Origin of the sequence: Nocardia pseudovaccinii (assembly GCF_050942345.1) — a bacterium.
In the GTDB taxonomy this organism is placed as follows: Bacteria; Actinomycetota; Actinomycetes; order Mycobacteriales; family Mycobacteriaceae; genus Nocardia; species Nocardia pseudovaccinii.
In genome coordinates this window covers 3,009,471-3,029,626 of sequence record NZ_CP192074.1, presented here as the reverse complement: position 1 = coordinate 3,029,626, position 20,156 = coordinate 3,009,471, and the positions used below count along the sequence as shown (strand labels likewise).

The 20,156-nt window shown below is 66.0% G+C and carries 4 protein-coding genes (1 of these 4 only partly in view); 3 read left to right on the top strand and 1 reads right to left on the bottom strand.

Going from position 1 to position 20,156, the window contains the following annotated elements; all coding sequences use genetic code 11:
* Window positions 1-67: 67 nt before the first annotated feature.
* The gene (locus ACQPZ2_RS13480; RefSeq protein WP_433525829.1) at window positions 68-1,984 is read right to left on the bottom strand and encodes a type VII secretion target; all 1,917 of its coding nucleotides are present in this window, start codon (window positions 1,982-1,984) and stop codon (window positions 68-70) included.
* Between the two features lie 187 nt (window positions 1,985-2,171).
* Between ACQPZ2_RS13480 and ACQPZ2_RS13475 the strand changes: the two genes are divergently transcribed.
* The 3 genes from ACQPZ2_RS13475 to ACQPZ2_RS13465 form a co-directional block, all read left to right on the top strand.
* Window positions 2,172-3,815 carry a hypothetical protein gene (locus ACQPZ2_RS13475; RefSeq protein WP_433525828.1) on the top strand — a complete coding sequence of 548 codons (1,644 nt, stop codon included), beginning with the start codon at window positions 2,172-2,174 and terminating at the stop codon, window positions 3,813-3,815.
* 54 nt (window positions 3,816-3,869) lie between these two features.
* Entirely contained in the window at window positions 3,870-4,301 is a 432-nt protein-coding gene (locus tag ACQPZ2_RS13470; protein WP_433525827.1) for a YbaB/EbfC family nucleoid-associated protein, read from the top strand.
* Between the two features lie 146 nt (window positions 4,302-4,447).
* Window positions 4,448-20,156: the 5' portion of an MFS transporter gene (locus tag ACQPZ2_RS13465; protein WP_433525826.1), read on the top strand. Its footprint extends 42,554 nt past the window's final position; 15,709 of the gene's 58,263 nt are visible here — the first part of the coding sequence; it begins with the start codon at window positions 4,448-4,450; its stop codon lies beyond the right edge, outside the window.

Here is a 20,156-nt window from a genome sequence, read left to right as displayed (position 1 = left end):
CGCCGGGCTGTATGTCTTCGGTGTCGATGTCGGTGTCGGTGTATCACCCATGCCCGCGATATCCCTCTCAGGCCGGTCCGGTTACGCCCGGTGGTGCCGAATCGGGCGCGGCGACCGCACCCGTGGGTGGCCCGGCCGTAACGTTCGGGGCGGTAACGGTCGGCGCGGAAACCTGGCCGACGCCAGCCGCCGGACGGGACACCGTATCGTCCACCGACGTCGAAACCGCCGCCGGAATCTCCACGAATCGTGGATGTTTCACGATCTGCTCATGCGCGTAGACCGCGTCGCGCAACTGCTGGCGAGTGGTTTCCTCGGCCAGCAGCAGGACCAGCTCATTGCACCGCCGCTCGAATACCATCGCGCGCAATCCGCCGTCCGCATCGTCGACCCGCAAATCCCCGGGCTCGACCCGGCCGACATCGACGCGGCGCGGCATGATCGAGGCCGCGAGCAGATCGTCGGCGTCGCGCAGTTCGTCCCACCAGGATCTCGGGATGTCGCGTCCGGATTGGATCGCGCCGAGAATGCGCTCCCGCACTCCGCGCGCGCCCGCACCGTCCGGCGGAAGGTCGCGAATCCGGCTCACCTTGGCGTGCGCGTCCGCCGCCAATTCGATGCACCGCGCGCGCAGACCGGAATCCGGTACGGCCGCAATCTTTTCCAGTGCGTCGACGGAGCCGGCGAGCGCGAGCCGATCGGCGGTGTCGGGGGTCGGCACGCGCAGATCGACATCGTAGGACGGTCCGACCATGCCCTCCATCGACACATCGTTGAACCGCGACCGCAGACCGGAATCGATCGGTCCGGACGACACCACCGCCGATAGCGAGGCTCCGGCCTTCGCGCCCCAGGCCAGTCCGAATTCCACCAGGATGCGGGCCGGATCGGATACGCCCTCCCACGGCGATGCCGCATCGGTGGAACCGGCGCCGAGCAGTTCGTCCCACAGCCATGGTGTGGACACCTCGCGCGGCAGATACAGGCCGGCGGGGAACCAGCCACGGCCCTCGTTGGAGGTGATGAATACACCAGCGCCACCCGGACCGCGCATCACGGCCACGGCCCAGTGCAGGCCGAGGACCGACGAGTCCACCGCCGCCAGCACGGCGCCGAGCAGGGTGCGCGCGACCACCAGATCGTTGTCGACGGCATCGCCGACCACGTACGCAGGCGCGGCCTCCTTGTCCTTCGCGGAGGCGACGGCCGATGCGAACGGCGTGGCCATGGGAACGGGCGGCAGATCGCCCGCTGCGGTGACACCGGACGACCGGTCCGCTGTCCGGTCGTCCGGACCGGGGCCGGAAGGTCCACCGCCAGGTCCCGCGGAGACTGGCGACATGACGCCTCCGGGCGGACCGGAGGGTCCGCCACCGGGGGGTCCGGAAGGTCCACCGCCGGGGCCGCCGCCAGGGCCGCCAGGCGGCACAGTGCCCGTCACCGGCGTCGACACACCCGTCCCGTCGGGCCCGGCGGGCGGCGCACCGTTTGTCGTCGGTGCAGTGACGGGTCCGACACCGACCGGTGAGTCGTCCGAGCCGGGGGTGGAGCCAGGCTGCTGGGTACCGCCGGGCACGTTCTCGGACGGACTGGTGTTGACGGGCGCCTGCCCGTTCGGCGAGGTGCCGTTCGGCAGCGGCGAGGTGTGCGGCTGACCATGCGCGCCGGAATCGTCCATGATCCGGCGGATACCCGCGCCGCCGTCCAGGTCGGCGTCTTCGAATGCCCGAGCGGCCTTACGCAAATCGTCCGCGGTCTTCTTGTGCTCGCCCGCAAGCGCGCGACCGGCGCGTTCCCGAGCGTCGTAGTAGCCTTCCAGGGCTTTGTGCACCGGGTGGGCGATCGCGCCGTAGCTGTCCGGAAACGCATTCAACCATGCCTCGGGCTTCTTGGCCCATTCGAGCGTATCGTCATGGACCCGATCGTGCTGATCCGCCAGTTGATACAACACCTGAGGGTCGATTTCCATGCTGCCGTCCGGCATATGCAATCAGATCCTTTCCCGCCACCCGACGCACACCATTGTCGATCCTTCCCACCGCTGGGGATGCCGGACAACGTCCTCGTACTGGGAAGACTCGACAATGGACGGCCGAATGGATTCGGATATACCCCGCGCGCGAGGCGGATTGCACGAGTCCGATCAGCACGAGCACACCTAGGAGATCGACGTGGCCGAATCGCTATGGGCCGATCTCGACGCCATGCGCGCCTCCTCGGCACAGCTCGATGGGGTCGCCGACGAGGTCGCGCGGATGGTGGCGGACCTGAAGGCCGATCTCGCGCGCGAAGGCGAGTTCTGGGGTAACGACGATCCCGGAAAAATGATTGCCGATTCGTATGTGCCCGGCGCGGACCGCGCCATGGAAGGTATGCAGAATCTGGTCGAAGCGGTGCGCGCGATGCAGAGCCAACTCGCAGGCGCGGCCGAGACTTTCGCGCAGCAGGACCTCGGCGGCGCCGAACACATCGACAATGCGAACCCGACCACGCTCACCACAGAACCCGACGGATACGACACGGGTGGATATCGAACTCCGATTTCGGCACCGATCACCGCCCAGCCCACATCGCAAGGGTCGGTACCCGTATCGAATCCCGACCCGACCACCACCGATGGTCCGAAGGTCGACGACTCGGCCGCGCAGCACAACACCGGGCAGTCCCCCTCCGCACAGTCACCATCGGCGCAATCCGCTACGCCGCAGTCGGATTCACCGGCCGATGACAATGGACGTAACCAGGACACGGGCGGAAACGGTGGGACCGATGGCTCCCAGGATCCCACCGGCGATCCCGAATCCACCGGCGATATCGCCACGCCCGGCAGCACCGGCGCAGCCCCCGCCGCGAATACTGCCGCAGCGAATCCCACCGCCAGCGCTGCTCCGCGGGCGAATCCGGTGTCCGCCAAGGAGTCCGGGCCGGCCGCGCGCGCCGCGGGCACACCCTGGTCGGGAAATCCGGCGAACACTCCGTGGTCGAAGTCCCCGGCCGCGTCGTCTCCGACCTCTACCCCGTCGAACGGCGCGCCACCACGGGTTTCCCCGCCGCGCCCCGGCGGTCGCCCGGGTACCGACAAGGATGCGACGGACAAGGGCAAACAGAAGCGCACCGCACCACGGCGCGCCGTGGCACGGCGGGCCGAAACCGATAACGAGGCAATGCGGATCGCCAGTGAGATGGCCGCCAGGCACAATCTCGAGATCCGCGGCTTCGAGACGGCGGGAATCCACGAGACTACGGTGCGCGAGATGGCCGCCGCCCTCGACACCGTGCTCGATCGATATACCCTGCCACTGCACGGGATCGAGATCACCGATCTGGCCGGTGACCCGTCACGTGTCGAGAATCGAAACACGGCAATGGAAACCGATGATCCGTCGCCGTGGATCGTGCTGGATCGAACGGCCGCCGCGAATTCCCACCTGCCGGGCGTCACGGCAGCACCATCGCCGAAAGTTGGCCAACCGGAACGACCGATGTACGCGACGATGATGCGCGCTCTCGGTGGTGTGCTGGATGTCAGCGGCGGATTCCAGGCGCGCGCCGAGGCGCAGCGCGCGCTGATCACCGAGTATCTGCGTATTCACGGTGCAAAAGGCGACACGCTCGCACGGGTCGTCAGCGGATACAGGCAGTGGCGTAGTGCGTTGAGCGAGCACAGCTTCCGCAACGGCGTATTCGCGCCCGCCACGGCGCTCGCGGAGGCCTTCGCCGCCGTCGAGTTGGACGGCGAGGCGGCCAGCGGACCCGCGAAGGCTCTGCATCGACTGCTGGTGACGATGGCGAAGGCATCCATCTTCGACGAGTAATGAGCGGTGGGTGCACCACCAGTGGCAGAACCGGTGTCTAGAAAGGAGATCGGCGTGGACCGATGGAAGAGGGAAGGCCTGCGGTCGGCCAACAGCGGATTGCGCAACCAGATCGAACATCTCCTCGACACCTACGAGCAGCAGCAGCCTCGGCTGGCCGAGGTGTTCCGGCAGATGGAAGCTGTTCGCGCACAAGCGAGCTCACCGGATCAGTCGGTTCAGGTGGTCGTCGATGCCAACGGCGTGCTCACCGATCTCACACTGACCGACGCCGCGGTGCGAAAATCCCCCGACCAGCTCGCCCGCACCATTCTCGATGCGGTCCAGGAGGCGGTCGGCCAGGCCCGTGAACAGCACACGGCGCTGACCAGTCCGGTCGGCACCGAACTCGAGGACATGCCGGATCTTTCCGATATCGCCGACGAGGCGCCGAACCTGCGCGAAGCCCGTGCTTTCTTCCGTGGCGAGGAGAACCGGGCCGACTAGGCGTCACCGCGCGCGGTGACGCAGCGCTATCCCCATACATGGGAACTCACCTCGGAATAGGTCAAAATTGGGCGTGCTGGATCGGTTGCTGGTGGAAAAGGCGGGAGTTTCCTGGGCGCGCGGGGTGTGACGGGGTCAGACCGTAGATGACGCTGACTCTTCCGCCGGGTTTACCCGCACCGGTGATCGACTGTGTCGCCGGGCATTTCCCGCGTGGCGATGAAACCTCAACCCGACGCACCGCCGACTACTGGTCCGACAAAGCCGAACAATGCCGCGGCTACGCCGACCACCACGTGGCCCTCGCCGCACGCACCGACAACGAACTGCGCGGTGACACCGGCACCGCGATCGCCAAGAACCACCTCGACCTCGCGGAGAAGTTCCGCTCACAAGCCGACTTCATCGACACCCTCGTCGAAGAACTCTACGAAGCCGCCAACAACATCGAGAACCAGAAATGGACCGTCATCGGCTTCGCGACGATCCTGGCCTGGCAACTGGCCCGCGCCGCACTCATGTTCTCCCCCGTCGGCGCCGCTATCGAGTTCCGCATCGACCGCATGGCCACCGACACCGCCTGCCAGGTCGCCAAACGCCGATTCATGATCTTCCTGGCCGGGCAGTCCGCCAAATACGCCACCCAGCGCGGCACTATCGTCCTGGCCGGCAAAGCCATGTTCTGGGGAGCAGCGCAGATCGGCGGTATCAGCGCCGCCGTCCAAGCCGGACAGATCCTCGCTGGCAACCGTGAGTCGATGGACTGGAAGTCTGTTGGAATCGCCGCCGCTGCCGGCGGTGTCGGCGGCGGCGCGGGCGCGGTCGCCGGGGCATGGGTCGGTGGACGCTGGATCATCCCGAGCACGGTCGCCCGCGCCGAAGCAGCCACCAGCACCGCCGGGCGGGTGGGGTTCCAACTCGCCGGGACCTCCCTCGTCGGTGCGTCCGGCGGCCTGGTCGGCGGCATCCTCGGCGCCCTCACCTCCATCCTGCTCTCCGGCCAACCCATCACCACCAAAGCCGTCACCGAAACTCTCATCCCCGCCATCACCGGCGGCTTCCTCGGCGCCGCCGCCCACGGCGCCGCCGAAATTCGCAGCAACACACGGACACCGGAGACCGCGGTACCCGAGGTCACCGTGCCCGCCGACACCGCAGCCAACACCGGCACCGGCCAACGCCCACTCACTCAGGCGCTTGTCGACGCACTCGCCGACCACGGCATTATCACCCGCGACTTCGACCCGGCCGACCCGGCCGGGTCCCAGCAACAGCAACTCAACCAACTCGTCACACGGCTGCGGCAACCGGCGAACGACTTCAACACCGCACCCGCGCCGTTCATGCGCGAGGACTACAACATCGGCATCTGGAAGCCCAAGGATCCGCAGAATCCGCTTCCCGATGTCGTCAACAACACCCATGTCGACGAAATCCAGCACCCCGCCGCAGTGGTGGTGGCGAACGAGGCACCGCGTCTCCAGAACGTGTACGCGCCTCACGTCGCTAGCACACCCCCGATAAACACCCAATCACCCAGCGCACCAACACAATCCGCCAATCCGCAAGCTGGCGACGGCCCGGTGAACCATGCCGCTGACGGGGGCCCGCGTCCACGCGCCGCGGATCCGGCGGCGAGTGGCCAGCGGCCGACCCCGCACCCCGCCGACAACGAACCGGTCAACCTCCGTCAGCACTCCGACGAACCAGCGGCGGGCAGCCAGCGGCGGCATCCTGGCGACAGCGGACCGCCCAGCGCCCGCCAACATCCCGACGAGCCGACCCCGCAACCGATTCGCCAGCCCGATCCCGCGCCGAAGGACCCCGGCACCTCGGAGCAGCCGGTTGCCGTCGGCCGCGGCTCGGCGCAGGACCCCGCACCTGCTCCGGTACCGCACCCCGCCGAGGGCCAGTCGGCCAATGTCCGCACCACAGACGAACCAGCAAGCGGATATCCGGCTCAGCAGGACCGTCCCACGCCGGACGAGGCCGCCGCATCAGACAGTCAACGCCCTACCGGCACCGACGGTGCGCGGCCCCATCCCGCCGACAACGAACCGGCCGATGCGCGCGCTCATGCCGACGAACCCGAGGCCCAGCCGGAACCTCGAGACGGTCCGACGCCGGATGAGGCTCTCGTATCCAGCGGACAACACCCAGCCGACTCCGATGCCGCTGACGGCGCACGACCGCACCCCGCGGACTCCGACACCGTGGACGGCCCACGATCGCACCCCGCGGACTCCGACGCGGATAGTGAACAACCACAACCGGTTCCGGCCGCGGCCGCGCCCACCGGCGCTCGTTCCGCCGACGGGGCGGCGGTTGCCGCTCGACCGGCCGATGCCGCGGCCACGCATCCCGCTGATGGCGGTCCGGCCCGGTCCCGCCAGGACAATCCGGCAGGACCGCAGCGACGAGGCCGGGACCGCCAGGCCACGCCGGATATGGGAACACCGCGACGTGGTGGTCGTCGCCGGGTGGTGGCCCCCGAGATCGGCACCCCACCACCGGATCTCGCCATAGCGGTGCCACACGACCAGCACACGAACCCTGCCCTCGTGAATGCGTTCGGTCCGGACAAGGCGGGCTGGGTGGCACAACGCCCCGCCGATTCGCCGTCGAACAGGCCAGCGGTGACGGCCGATGCCGACCCCGCGGCAACCTCGGGGCGCTCCGGCACTACCCACGACCCCAACGCCACCTCGGATCACACCGGCGCCCCCGAGGTGCGGGCCGAACCCATCGATACAGCGACGGAAGGGCAGCGGCCGACCCAGCATCCCGCCGACGACAATCCAGCCAGCGTCCACCTCGACGAACCAGTCGGCGAACAACCGGCTCAGCACAACGATCACGCGCCGGACGATGCGCCCACAACGGTCGGGCAGCACCCAGCCGAACCCGAAACAGCCGATGGCGCGCGGCCACACCCGGCCGACAACGACCCTGCCAACACCCACACCAGCACCGAAGAACCAGCGCCCCAGCACAATCCGACACCCGACGAGACCCACACCAACCACCAACCCACCACACCCGAACCAACCAACGGCACCCCGCCACACCCCGCGGACAACGATCCGGCCAGCGTCCACCCCGACGAACCAGTCGGCGCACAACCAGCTCAGCACAACGATCACGCGCCGGACGATGCGCCCACAACGGTCGGACAGCACCCAGCCGAACCCGAAACAGCCGACGGCGCGCGGCCACACCCCACCGACAACAATCCGGCCAACACCGAAGAACCAGCGCCCCAGCACAATCCGACACCCGACGAGATCCACACCACCGGCAAACAACCCGCTGCAACCGAACCGGCCAACGGCAAGCTTCCGCACCCGGCCGACAACGAACCGGTCAACACTCACACCGAAGAACCAGCGCCCCAGCACAATCCGACGCTCGACGAGGCTCACACCACCGGCAAACAACCCGCCACGCCCGAAGCAACCGACAGCGCGCGGCCACACCCCTCGGCCGCCGATAGCGAGACGACTACAGCGGGCGCGACCGATAAGACCGAAGTCGATGCGGCCGAACCAGCTGCGGGCCGACAGACCGCCGAGGACGCCCTGAAGGACTACGCGGATCGCTGCGCACCGGATCTTCCGGAAGAACAGCGCTTGGTGAACGCCTCCGCGGAAACCTTGGTGGAGATGTTGCGCAGCGGCGACCAAGCCGAGGTGACGGCGGCATTGATCGAGACCATCCGCCGTGGCGAGAACAAGGTGCTGCGCTGGACACAGGTCGCGGCCATGCTGGCGATGCGGGACGGTCCGGTGAATATGGATGCCGGGGAGGGCAAGTCGCTGGTCTTCCTCGCCCACGCGGCCCGCGATGCCATGGAACACGGTGCGGTGCAGGTGATCACCACCCGCGATAACCTTGCCAACCGCGAATTCGTGCGATACCAAGAGGTTCTGGGCCCGCTCGGTATCGATGTGGTACGGATGAATCCGGACACCGCGCCGCCACCTCCCGAGCCGGGTAAACCGACGATCTACATCGGCACCCAGCAGGATGTGGGTTTCGCCGCGCTGCGCGATAACTGGGTGCCGGGTCGGCGCGCCTCGATCGACGAGATCGACGAGGCGCTCGTGCACGCCGATACCCAGTACATCCTGTCCGACGGCGCGGGCCAGCTCGCCGACCCCGAGGTCGCCGCGCAGGTCAGCGATGCCCGCGACTTCCTGACCGAATGTCTGGACCGGGGCGTCCTGAAGGAAGCCGATTTCGGCCGCACAGCGGACCAGCGCGGCGGCCCGGCGAATCTGACCGAGACCGGACGCCAGACCCTGGAACGCCAGCTCGGCCGCGCGCTGACCGACGAAGAGCTGACCCGGCTGAACATGGCGGCCTCCGCCAAGTGGGAATACGTCGAGAACGTGCACTATGTCCGGCACGAAATCGATGGGCAGGAACGGATCTTCATCATCGATCAGACCACCCACAAGGTGATGTTCGATCCGGAAACGTCCACCGAGAGTCGCTGGAACGGCGGCCTGGCCCAGGCGGTCGAGGCCAAACACGACCTGCCCATCCGCAACGACCCGAACAGCTCGAAATCCATTACCGCGCAAAAACTCTTCAGCAGTGAGAACTACGACCACATCACGGGTGCGTCGGGCACCGCCGAAGGCTCCGCGGGCACGCTCAAGAGCCGGTTCGGCATGGGCGATGTCGTCAAGATCGACCGCTTCACCGAATCGAAGCTCGAGGTCAGACAGGACGCGATCTCGTCGGACGAGGCCGCGAAACTGAAGCAGATCGCCGCCGACACCCAGACGATGCAGAAAACCGGCCGCCCGCAGCTGATCCTGTGCGACCGCAACGACCTCGTCGCCGCACTGTCGAACGTCATGAAAACCGAGCACCCCGACGTGGAATTCGTCGCGGTGGACGCGAAATGGTTCCTCGAGCACGGCACCAGAGCCGAGGACGACCTGCAACTGCTCTTCGACGCGGCGGGCCAAGAGGGCAAAGTCCTGATCATCAATATGCAGGGCGCCCGCGGTGTCGACATCCCGATCAGCGCGGCGGCCCGCGACCTCGGCGGCCTGCACGTCGCGGTCACCGGCCGGTCCGCGCTGTCACGCGATATCGATATCCAGGCCGAGAATCGCGCCGCCCGCAACGGCGAACCGGGCAGTGTCCAGTACTACATCTCACCCACCGACGGCCTCTACGCCCCAACCAACAACCCGCTGGTCAAGCAGGTCGTCGTCAAGTACATCAACGAGTACAACCAGGCCGCCGCCGAACATCAGGCGGCGCCGACCACCGAGACGCGAGCACGGCTCACCAAGGCCGAGGAGAACCTGCGCGACTTGGTCACGCCGCTGCAAGAGATGGCGGACGCGCAGCATCAGCTGGCTCGGGGCGGCGGTACCTCCGGTCCGAGCGCGCATGCACCTCCGACAACCCAGTCGGACGATCCGAGCCGAAGACACTCGCCCTTCATAAATCAAATGCCACCGACACTGTCCGGTGGCGCCCTCGACGCGGCGACCGCCGGGCAACAGCAGATCCTCGACGACAAGATCGGCAAGTCCGGCAAGGCGCTGGTCGACGACACAGCCACTGTGCTGCGGCAGGCACAGGCTGGCGACCCTGCCGCGACACAGGTGTTGCAGCAGCGCTTCGGGGACGCGACCTTCGAGCATGTGCTGACCGTGCTCGGCTGGGATCCGGCGCACGGCATGGCGCCCGAGCCGGTGCAGCAGCTGGCGCACGCGATCAACGCGGCCGGGTACCACACCGCGCAACTCAACGGATGGCAGCTCCCCGCAGGCCGTGAGCTCGGCGACTACCTGGGCGAACATTTGCGAAATGCGTTGCTGGACAGCGTAATTCACATGACCGACGGGCAAATCGCCTCGATCGCCGACGTACACGACGCGCTGCGAAACGGCGGCGAGCTCAGCCCACTCCAGGTCGGCGCGATCCATGCGATGACCAAGGCGGTACAGACGCAGTTCCCGACGGTCGCGGTGGGTGCACACACTGCCCCCGGGCAAGCGGAGCACGCACAGCATCGCGACGGCGATCCGGCGCCACTGCACCACCAGGCCGACGAACAGCACGTGAGCGCCCTGCAATCAACGCCGCCGACCTTCAAAACTGCAGCAAGTGGCGCGACGGCCGACGAAACCGGCACAGTTGTGGATTCGGACCCGGTACCGGACTTCAAAGCACCGCTCGCGGCGGAACCTGTCGCCGCGGGACCACAGGCACTCGCCCTGTTCCGGCAAAGGCTTGTAGCGGCTTATACCGATCTCGAAGGTGTTCCGGCATCCGACCCGGTGGCCACGGCCCTCGCCAACATGACAGTTTCCGCGTTCGAGCGGCATTTCAACGCCCTGTCACCAGCCCAGCAGGCGGCACTCACCCTTCGATTCCGGCACGAACAATCGGATGGCCAGACGGCAACGGCCTTGAACAACAGCATGACCATGGCCCGCCCCCTCCGGGCCGCCGCGGTGCGGACCATCACCGCAGGCGCCTTACGCTGCCTGGCCAGATCCGTTGCCACGGCACTCCGCGTGCCCGGAATCGGACAGAACCTGACCGGAGATGAGGTCACCGTTCTGTACGGGACGGCGCAGGGCTTGCTGCCGTTCGAGATCGCGGCGCTGGAGCAACTCGATTGGTCACGGGCGCAAGCGATTGCCGCCGTCAACCAGGTCGCCGACAAGCTCGACACCGCCAACCGGGCCGCATCGGTGGCCGCGGCAGTCCGGCGGGGCGACCTCGATATCACCAACTTCCCGATGGCCGAGCAGTACGGGCCCGTCGAGTTGTCCGCAATCGAACTCAGCGTCCTCGCCTTGGTTGCGAAGGGCCTGACGGACGAGGCCATCTCCGAACACCTGCCCCTGTCGGAGTCGCGGGTGAAGAACTGCCTCGACGCCATCGGCACCACGTTCGGAGTACGCGACCGTGCGGGCATGGTTGCCGTTGGACTGCGCGAGGGCCTGCTCGACGTCAACGGTGCCGCGTGGACGATGTGGGCCGACGTGAGCACCGACGAGCGCACCCTGTCCGGGCGGGAACTCGAGATTCTCGCCCTTCTCGCCGACGGCACGACGAGTGCGGCGATCGCTGCCCGTCTCGGACTGTCCGGGAAAACCGTCCGGACCTACCGCAAGCGGATCCGCGCGAAGCTCGGGGTAGCCGCGGCGGATGACCCGGTCGCGGCGGCATTCGACAGAGGCATCGACCTGCCCGGCGTCGCGCGCGAGAACTACGCGGGCGCAAGGCCTGTCGGCGGCACAATTACGGCGGTCCATCCCGGCGGCAGGCCGAGCGCAGCGCTCGACCAGGACTTCGTCGAGCAGTTGCGTCGACCGTACGGACACGACACTCTCCGGCAGCTACTGACCACCCTCGGCTGGGATCTCCAGGACCACGAACCCGAAATCGATGACAACCTCGACCAACTGACCGTCGCCGACCGCGTCCTGCTGGCAGGCGCGATCGGCATGATGCGCTTCGGCCGAGATTTGACCGAGGAACAATTCGCCTGGATCCACCGCATCACACAGCGTCTGGCTGATCGAACACAGCCGAACAACGGCGGACTGACCGGCACCGAGCTCGCGGTACTCACCGAAATCGCCACCGGAAAGACGTACCGCGAAATAGCGAAACAATTGCAGCGCAGGTACCGCGATGTGCAGAGCGACGTCGCGAACATCTTCACCAAGCTCGGTGCCAGCGACCGGACCCATGCCGTGGTGCTGGCACTGGGCATGGGAATCTTCGAACTGCACGACCTCCCTGAGCCGGAGACCGCGCCGCCGCGTCCGCTGACCACCCACGAGACCGAGATACTCGGTCTCGTCGCCGTCGGCCGTTCGGACGATCAGATCGCCGACGCTCGCGGTGTCTCTTCGGCAACCGCGAGATCCGCAGTGCACGTAATCATGGCAAAGCTGGCTGTTGGCGATCGCACCGCAGCCGTCGTCGAGGCATTACGCCGCGGTGACCTCGCCCTCCCTGGCCTCACCCGAGGGCACACCGCGGACGATGTGCGCGCAATGGGCACTAACCAGTCGCAGTCGACTAGGCCTACCCTCGGACCGAGCACCGAAAATGATTCAGCCGCACCGGGTTCGGATATCCGTGCCGCGCGTCGATATGTCCTGGACTGTGCCATCCGCGTCGCCCGCACAGTGCGGGCCCTCGGTCACGACGAGGCACCCGAGCCGGACGAAAACGATCCCGCCTGGTTCGCCGATGACAACTGGCGCACCCTCGAAGCGGGTATCCTCACCCAGCTTCGAGTCGAGCCGAAACCCGCCGACGGGACCGACCCCATCGCCGCCATCGCCGAACGCATCCGCAGCGGGGAGGGCCCGGATACCGCCGCCATCGTCGTCGACGACGGCGAGAACGCCCACGGCTTCGTCATCACCAGAGTCGGAGACGAGCTCATCGTCTTCGACACCCTCATCGAGGGCGCCGCCCCGCGCGTCCGAAGCTACGACGAGTGGGAATCCACCTACAGCACAGGCACCGTCTATGTCGCCGAGCTGAAAAACGACGGTGGCGTACTCACCGCACTGAACGAACCGCGCGACAACCACGAAGAGGACCCACACCCGAACAAGATCACCGGTCCCCCTGCCGATCGAGAGCCCGCGGGCACCCGGGGCATCAATATCACCGGCATCGCTCACGGAGATTCCGCGAAAGCCGACCTGGTCGAGGAAAACATCACGACCCTGCTGCACGACTGGTCGGACGAGGACTACGTCCGCGCCATCGCAGACGCCGTCTCCGCGTCCGTCCGATGGGGCCACGGCATCGTCGATGTCGTTGCGGAGGTCACCGACGACGCGGTGCATATCGAAGTGACCGACACAACCGGTGCACACAGCCGCACCCGGGCGATCTGGCACCTCGGCCGCACACCCGGCCCGGTCGAACGCGCCGCTCGGCCGCCGAGTACCCAACCACGCCCACAACGTGCTGGCGCGCAAATGGGAGATGACCGCGCAACACCGCTGCTGGCAGAGTCGTCCAGCGATCGGCCCGCTTACCAGCAGCGGATCGGCATCGAGCGACGTGCACTGTCACGACGGCTGCAAGACGAGCACCCGTGGCTCTCCGACGAACAGATCTGGGCAATCGAGGAGATGTTCTCCGAACTGCTCACCAATGCCGAGGCACACCTCTATAACTACGCGGAGACATATGGCCTGAGCACGGAGGCCGTCGTCGATGTCCAGGCGACCGGCACTGTGGGCGAGCTTGTGATTCGAGTGACGGTAAGCAACGACCTCGCGCCGAACCATGCTGAGCGGCTGCCGAAATTCGTTGTAGCCGAACAAGATTCTGATCGGGAAGGAGGACGCGGCACCGAGGTCGTGCTCAAGCAGAGCGATATGTCCATCCGGCAACTCACCTTCTCCGATGGCAAAATCACGATCGAGCAATCATTCGAGATCCGCCAGTCCGCCGGAGGTGTGCGACAGCAGACAGATGCGGCATCGTTCGCCATCGACCTGTCGGACTTCGGCCTCGACGACTTGGGGCTGGACCTTGACGGACTTTCGACCGACACAGCCCAGTCGAACAACCCGGCGACAATCCAGGGATCAAGAGACCCGCTGGCGCATGGATTGACGCCACGTGAGCGCGATGTGGTCGGCATGCTCGCGCAGGAGATGACCAACCTTGAAATCGCTGCGGCTCTCGGCATATCGGAAAGCACGGTTAAATCCCACCTCAAAAGCATTCACCGTAAGCTCGGCACGAGCGGGCGTGCGGGCTTAGCCGCCACCCTGGCAGGCGAGAATGTCACCCCGGTCGGCGGCGACAACGCCGCTACAACCGAACCCGCAATGAGCGACCGCATCACGCTGTCCCAACGTGAGCTCGAAGTGTTCAGCCTGGTCGCACAGGGAATGCCAAATCGAGAAGTCGGTGCGGCATTGGGCATATCTCCCGGGACGGTCAAGGCCCACCTCGGCCACATCGCCGACAAGCTCGGAATCGGTGTGCGAGCAGGTATGGCCGCGTTGGTCGCACATAACGGTGAACAGCGCGAGCGGGAAGATAACCCCACCGTATCCGAAACAATTCAAGAACAACACGGAAGAGAAACCCTCGAATACATATTCAGCCTATTAAATGTCAACCTCTCACCGGGTATACGGCTACCGAGACCACTTCTGCTGTTCGCGCAATCGGTTAATCGGACCGTATTCGATGAAGCCGAGGCACAAGGTTCGACATTTGCCGAGGACGGGAATATCGCCGAGGCTCTGCGTCGGTTGGCGCACGATACCTTGGCGCGGCGCCTGCGTGCACTGAGCCGCATCAACCGGGGTGTAATCGCGGACGCGTTGGCCGAGGCCCGTAACAACGCACAAACACTGGCCCCTGCGGACCCAGAACTTGAATCTGTGCGCCGCAATCTGACCAAGCGCCAGGCGCAGGTGCTCGCGCTGGTCGCCGAAGGCAAAACCAACGCCGAAATCGGTGCCGCACTTGGCATCGCGCCGAGCACGGCAATGATCCACCTCGTCAACATCCGTCACAAACTGAGGGTCAGTGGTCGAGCGGGTATGGCGGTGACAGCCGCACGCGCAGGTGCGCTCCCCGAACAGGACCCCGCCGACATCGAAACCCCGCTGACCGACCGGGAAAAGGAAGTCCTCGCTCTCGTCGCCGCCGGTAAGTCGAACCCCGAAATCGCCACCGCACTCGGCATCTCGGTGCACACCGTGGAGACCCACCTTGCCCGCGCGACAGGCAAACTCCCGGTCGGCGGCCGCGCGGGCATGGCGGTGACAGCCGCACGCGCGGACATCCTTCCCGAACAAGCCCCCATCGACGACCAAGCCCCGCTCACCGACCGCGAGAAGCAAATCCTCGTACTTGTCGAGGAAGAACTCACCAACATCGAAATCGGTGCTGCACTAGGAATATCGCCACGGACAGTCCAGACATACCTGTCCCGCGTACACGCCAAACTCGGTGTCGCCGGTAGAGCGGAAATGGCCGAAGCGGCCCGAAACGCCGACCTACTGCCCAGCCCGAACATGTTGTCCGACGACGAGGCCGACATGCTCGACCTCACGGCAAGCGGGAAAACCGATAAGGCCGTCGCGGAAGAACTCGGGCTGTCCGAGGCCATCGCATCGGACCGGCTGACCAGCATCCTGCACAAGCTGGGTGCGCGTGATCGTGCGGTACTCGTCGAGGCCGCGCGGCACCGCGAGAACAGACTCCCCCGTACCGATAAAGAAACCACCAGGTACCGCCAGCGGACGGGTCTTATCGCAGCCTTCATCGCCGCTCTCGGGATCGGGCCGTCAGCCCCTGTGCGCGTCGCGCTGGCGCAGCTGACCGAGGCGGATCTGCAGCAGCGCCTCGATCAGTTGGATGCCACCGAGCGCACACGAATTACGGAGGCGATGGAGTCGGAAGAGACTCCCACCCCCGCTCAATGCGATGCCGTCAAGTCCTTGGGCGATCTCGTCGTCATGGGACGGCAGCCGAGTTCCGACGATCTGAGCAACCGCGAAATCGAAGTACTCAGCCTGGTAGCAGAGGGCATGTCGAACGTCGAAATCGGCATCGCACTCGAGCTGTCGAGCGCCACCGTGAAGGTGCATATTGCCCGCATCGGCGCGAAGCTCGGCATCAGCGAGCGGGCAGCTATGGCGGTGTCGGCAATCCGTACGGGCAAAATTCCACTCGCGGGAACGTCGCGCACCCTGTCGGCCAAGTTGACCGAGCGCCAGACCCAAATCCTCGGCATGGCGGCAAACGGCATGTCCAACAAAGAGATCAGCGCGGACCTGACCGTGGCGGAGCTGACCGTGAAGGACACCCTGGCGCGGACATCCGGCAAGCTCGGCATCGGCACTCGGGCCGGTATGTCGGTGGCGGCGCTGCGCGCCGGGGCACTCTCCAGCGCCGATCCCGCTGCCGTACCCCGACCTGTCGGCGGACGTTTGACCGCGCGCGAGTCCGAAATCATCGTCTTGCGCGCGCAGGGTAAGACGATCACGGAAGTCGCGGATGCCCTGGGGATTTCGGTGACGACCGTAGGCACCCATTTGGACCGTATGGTCCGCAAACTCGGCCTCGGTGACCGTAGCGACCTCGAGCAGGCCGCCCGGCGGGCGGAGTGCGTGATCCAACTCGTTAAGGCACTCTGGGCACTCGGTCACGACACCACGTTCGAACCCGAACTCGGCGAAAACCTCTGGCCCCATGTGGAAAACGCCATAGCCGCACAGCTCGTCCCGGTCCCACTACCGGATGCCACTACCCAACAACCCGAGAACGCCGACCCGCTGGCCTCGATCGTCGACGATATCCGGAACAAGCGCGGCGGCGCGGACACCGTCGTGGTCGTCGTCGAACGCGGCAACAAGTCCCACGGGTACGTCATCACCAACGTCGACGGCGAAATCGTGATATCCGATTCGCTCGCCACCCCGCAAGTGCGCCACTACGACGAATGGGACCCGCCCTATCCCGTTGTCGACAGGGCATTCGTCGCGTACTTCAAGAACGTCAACGGCAAACTATCGGCCCTCGATGAGCCCATCCCGGACGATATCCCCCGAGCACACCCGCAAAACCCGATCACCGGGCCATCAGACGACCAGGGCGCAAGAGAAACCGGGAATCACCAGGATCCGACTGCGGCCCAAGGCAGAGTAGCGCAATCGAATACGGCACGGCCGTCATCGGAGTCGCCGCGGCTGGATGACGAACAGCGCACACACATCCCGGACAGCGATGCGACAGCAGCGGAGCGACCTGCAGACTCGGATCCAATTGGACTCCAGGAGATCTTGACCCGCATCGATGAGATCGGCATCGATCCGGCGATGGCGGAACAGGTCAAGCAAGTCATCCTCGGCCGCTATGAGGGGCAGCGCCGGAAGATCCCCGGGAGCGGCCCGGCACAGGACGGCATCGCCGCGGAACAGACCGCCCGGTGGGCCGACGACATCATGCTCTTGCGAGCGCTGCGGGATCTCGCATCCTCGCCTGGTCACGAGACCACACAGGCTGCGGCGCCTACCGCGCACCACATCACGGCGCAGGAACTCGCTCATGACACCAGTCAGCTGCCGACCGGCCTGACCGCGACGCTCTCCCAGATCGAGAGCGCCAGCCACGATGCGACGGTCACCGATCAGGCGAACCTTGCCGTTCTCAATATCTACAGCGAGTACCTGCATACAGCCACCCAGTCCGTATACGGCGATCACCAACTGAGCAAGCACGCTGTCGCGTCAGCGGCCGACTTCCCGGAAAACGTCGCGGCAGGATTGGCCAAGACATCGGCCGATGCCTTCATACAGACGCAAAAGGCTCGCGGACTGGCCGTGGATATCGCTATACGCATGACGAACCAGTGGGTCGACAAGACTCGAAGAAGGGCCGGGCGAACCGGCAGCAATCTCGCAGACCTGCTGGCCGATATCTACCGGCGGAATCACCAGCCCCTGTCCGAGGCGCAGCGAGACGAACTCCAGGATCGGACGCGTGCCGTGCGAGCCGCATTCGATGAACTAGTGCCGCGGCGGAACGCGATCCTGGCACGGACACCGAACATGTCGAAGGCGGACGCGGCGCGCTGGCCCGCCGGTTTCCACACCGGGCGCGCTGAGGCCGAACAGCTTTCCAAGGCCGTCGAGGCTTGGATCGCCATCGGGGTACCGATCACTTTCCGCATGGTGAAAGAGATCGCGAAAAGCGACCCTGCCCAGCTCGGCGGAATCAAGGGGGAGATCGGGCTAGCCGAACAGTTCGAAGTGATCCATGCGCTGGGCACTCCCGTCCACCTCGAAATGCCGGATGGCGTTCTGCTCGAGAGCGAGATCGATATCTCGACCGACGAAGGCCGAACGTGGCACGAGGCGAAGGACTACGACCTCGACAGACAGCTTCAAAGGCAGACCAGGCTGGAGGCGCAGGCACGCAAGCAACTCCGCATCGCGTATCTGAATCGCGAGTATTGGGTGGACGGCGTTCCACCACAGATCAAGTGGCATTTCATGAGCGGCGTGCATCCGGCGATCCGGACCGCCCTCGAGGCCATTCGGATCGAGGACGAATCCGGGCGGGTCATCGACTACCGCATCGAGGTGATCGACGGTTCCACCACCGAAACCGACAACATCGCGCCGCATCAAGGCGGCGCGCCATCTGCGACAGGATCTGTTCAGCCCGATGCGCCGAATGGCTCGCCCGCGCAGACCGCGGCTCGTCCGAACGATGCGCCGGATCCGAGCATGGCATCGGACCAGACGCATTCGGATACAGCGGACAACGCACGCCCGAGGACATTGACTCCTCGCCAGATCGAGATCCTGAAGTTGGTCGCGCTCGGCGAAACGAACGTGCGGATCGCGCTGATCCTCGGATTGTCCTACACGACGGTGGACCAGCACGTGGCCAATATCGGCCGCAGGCTCGGTACCGGGGGCCGCCGAGAGTTGATGGTGGCGGTGGCTATGGACGCGGGCCTGCTGTCCCCGTCGGAACCGTCGGCGGTTACCGGAACCGTAGACAATCTCCGAACCGCGCTGTGTGCCGCGCTGAGGACGGGTGCGCAACAGCCCGATCCGGAACAGATCCTCGCCGAGGCGTCCACGGAACAGTTCGATGACGCGATCCTCGGACTCAGCGTCCACCAGCGGAAGGCGCTGCGCCTGCTCCGGCAGGGGGCACCAACTGGTCCGACGATCCGGAACACGGCAATCCAATCCGCCGCCCAACTGGTCGCAACGATTTCCACCGCGTACGAGCAGCGTGAGGCGATATTGAACAGGGCTTTGGCGCAGGCGAGCCCTGAGGAGTTGCGGGAGGCACTCGGTCGGCTCACACCTCTGCAGCAACGGATCGTCGTCGGTCTCTACGCGCGCGGACTGTCGCCTGCCGCCATGGCTTCGGCCTTGGGCTACGACAACGAGTCCACCGTCACGCATTTGGCGCAGGGGGCGGTTCGCCGGATGGCGAAACGCATCGGCTTCCGGCGCGGACAATACCGCCCACCCGCGCTGACGGCTGTGACCGTTCCGGTTGCTGCGCAGCGGACCGACCAACCAGAACTCACCGCTGCGGAGATGGAAGCGCTCATCGAATCCGCCCGCGCCGACGAACCCGAAGTTCTGCAATGGTGCATCGAATGGACCCATCGCGAGGGCATTCTCGATCACGAGGAACTTCCGGTCGCCCGGTTGCTGTTCGCGGCGGGGTCGAGTGTGCCCGAAGCCGCCGCCGCGACCGGTATGACCGAAATGAGAGTCGCGCAGGTGCAGGTGGAAGCGCGGGCGAAGCTCGCGCAACCGCTATCGGCACGGCTGGGTATTTCCGAGTCGGCGCCGTATGAGCAAGCCTTCCAGCACGTGAGTGCGCAGGCAACGCTGCCCTATTCGGCCGACCCGACGGAAAATACGGCACACGAGCTACTTCGTACCGTCCTCGACTGGTTGAACAGACGGTTTCCGATCGATCCCGCAATCCCGTCCCGCCCCGATGCGGGTTCGGCGATGCCAGCCGAGCGCCCTGCAGGACACCGTGCGCTGACCGAACGTGAGGCCAATGTGCTACGCCTCGTCGCAGCTGGTCTGACCTACCGGGAAGTAGCGCAGGCACTGCACATCGCGGAGCCGACGGTCCGCACCCACATGCGCCGTATCCGCGGCAAACTCGATGCCGCCACCCTCGCCGACGCCATACTCGCGGCGCGTAACCACGGCGTCGAAATCGAAATCGGCACAGAAGTCGACCTCCGCGTCGTCGGCACTACGCCGCCCCGTGCCGCAGCCGAAAGTAACTCGGCCACAACGACTTCCGTTAATCCTGGCG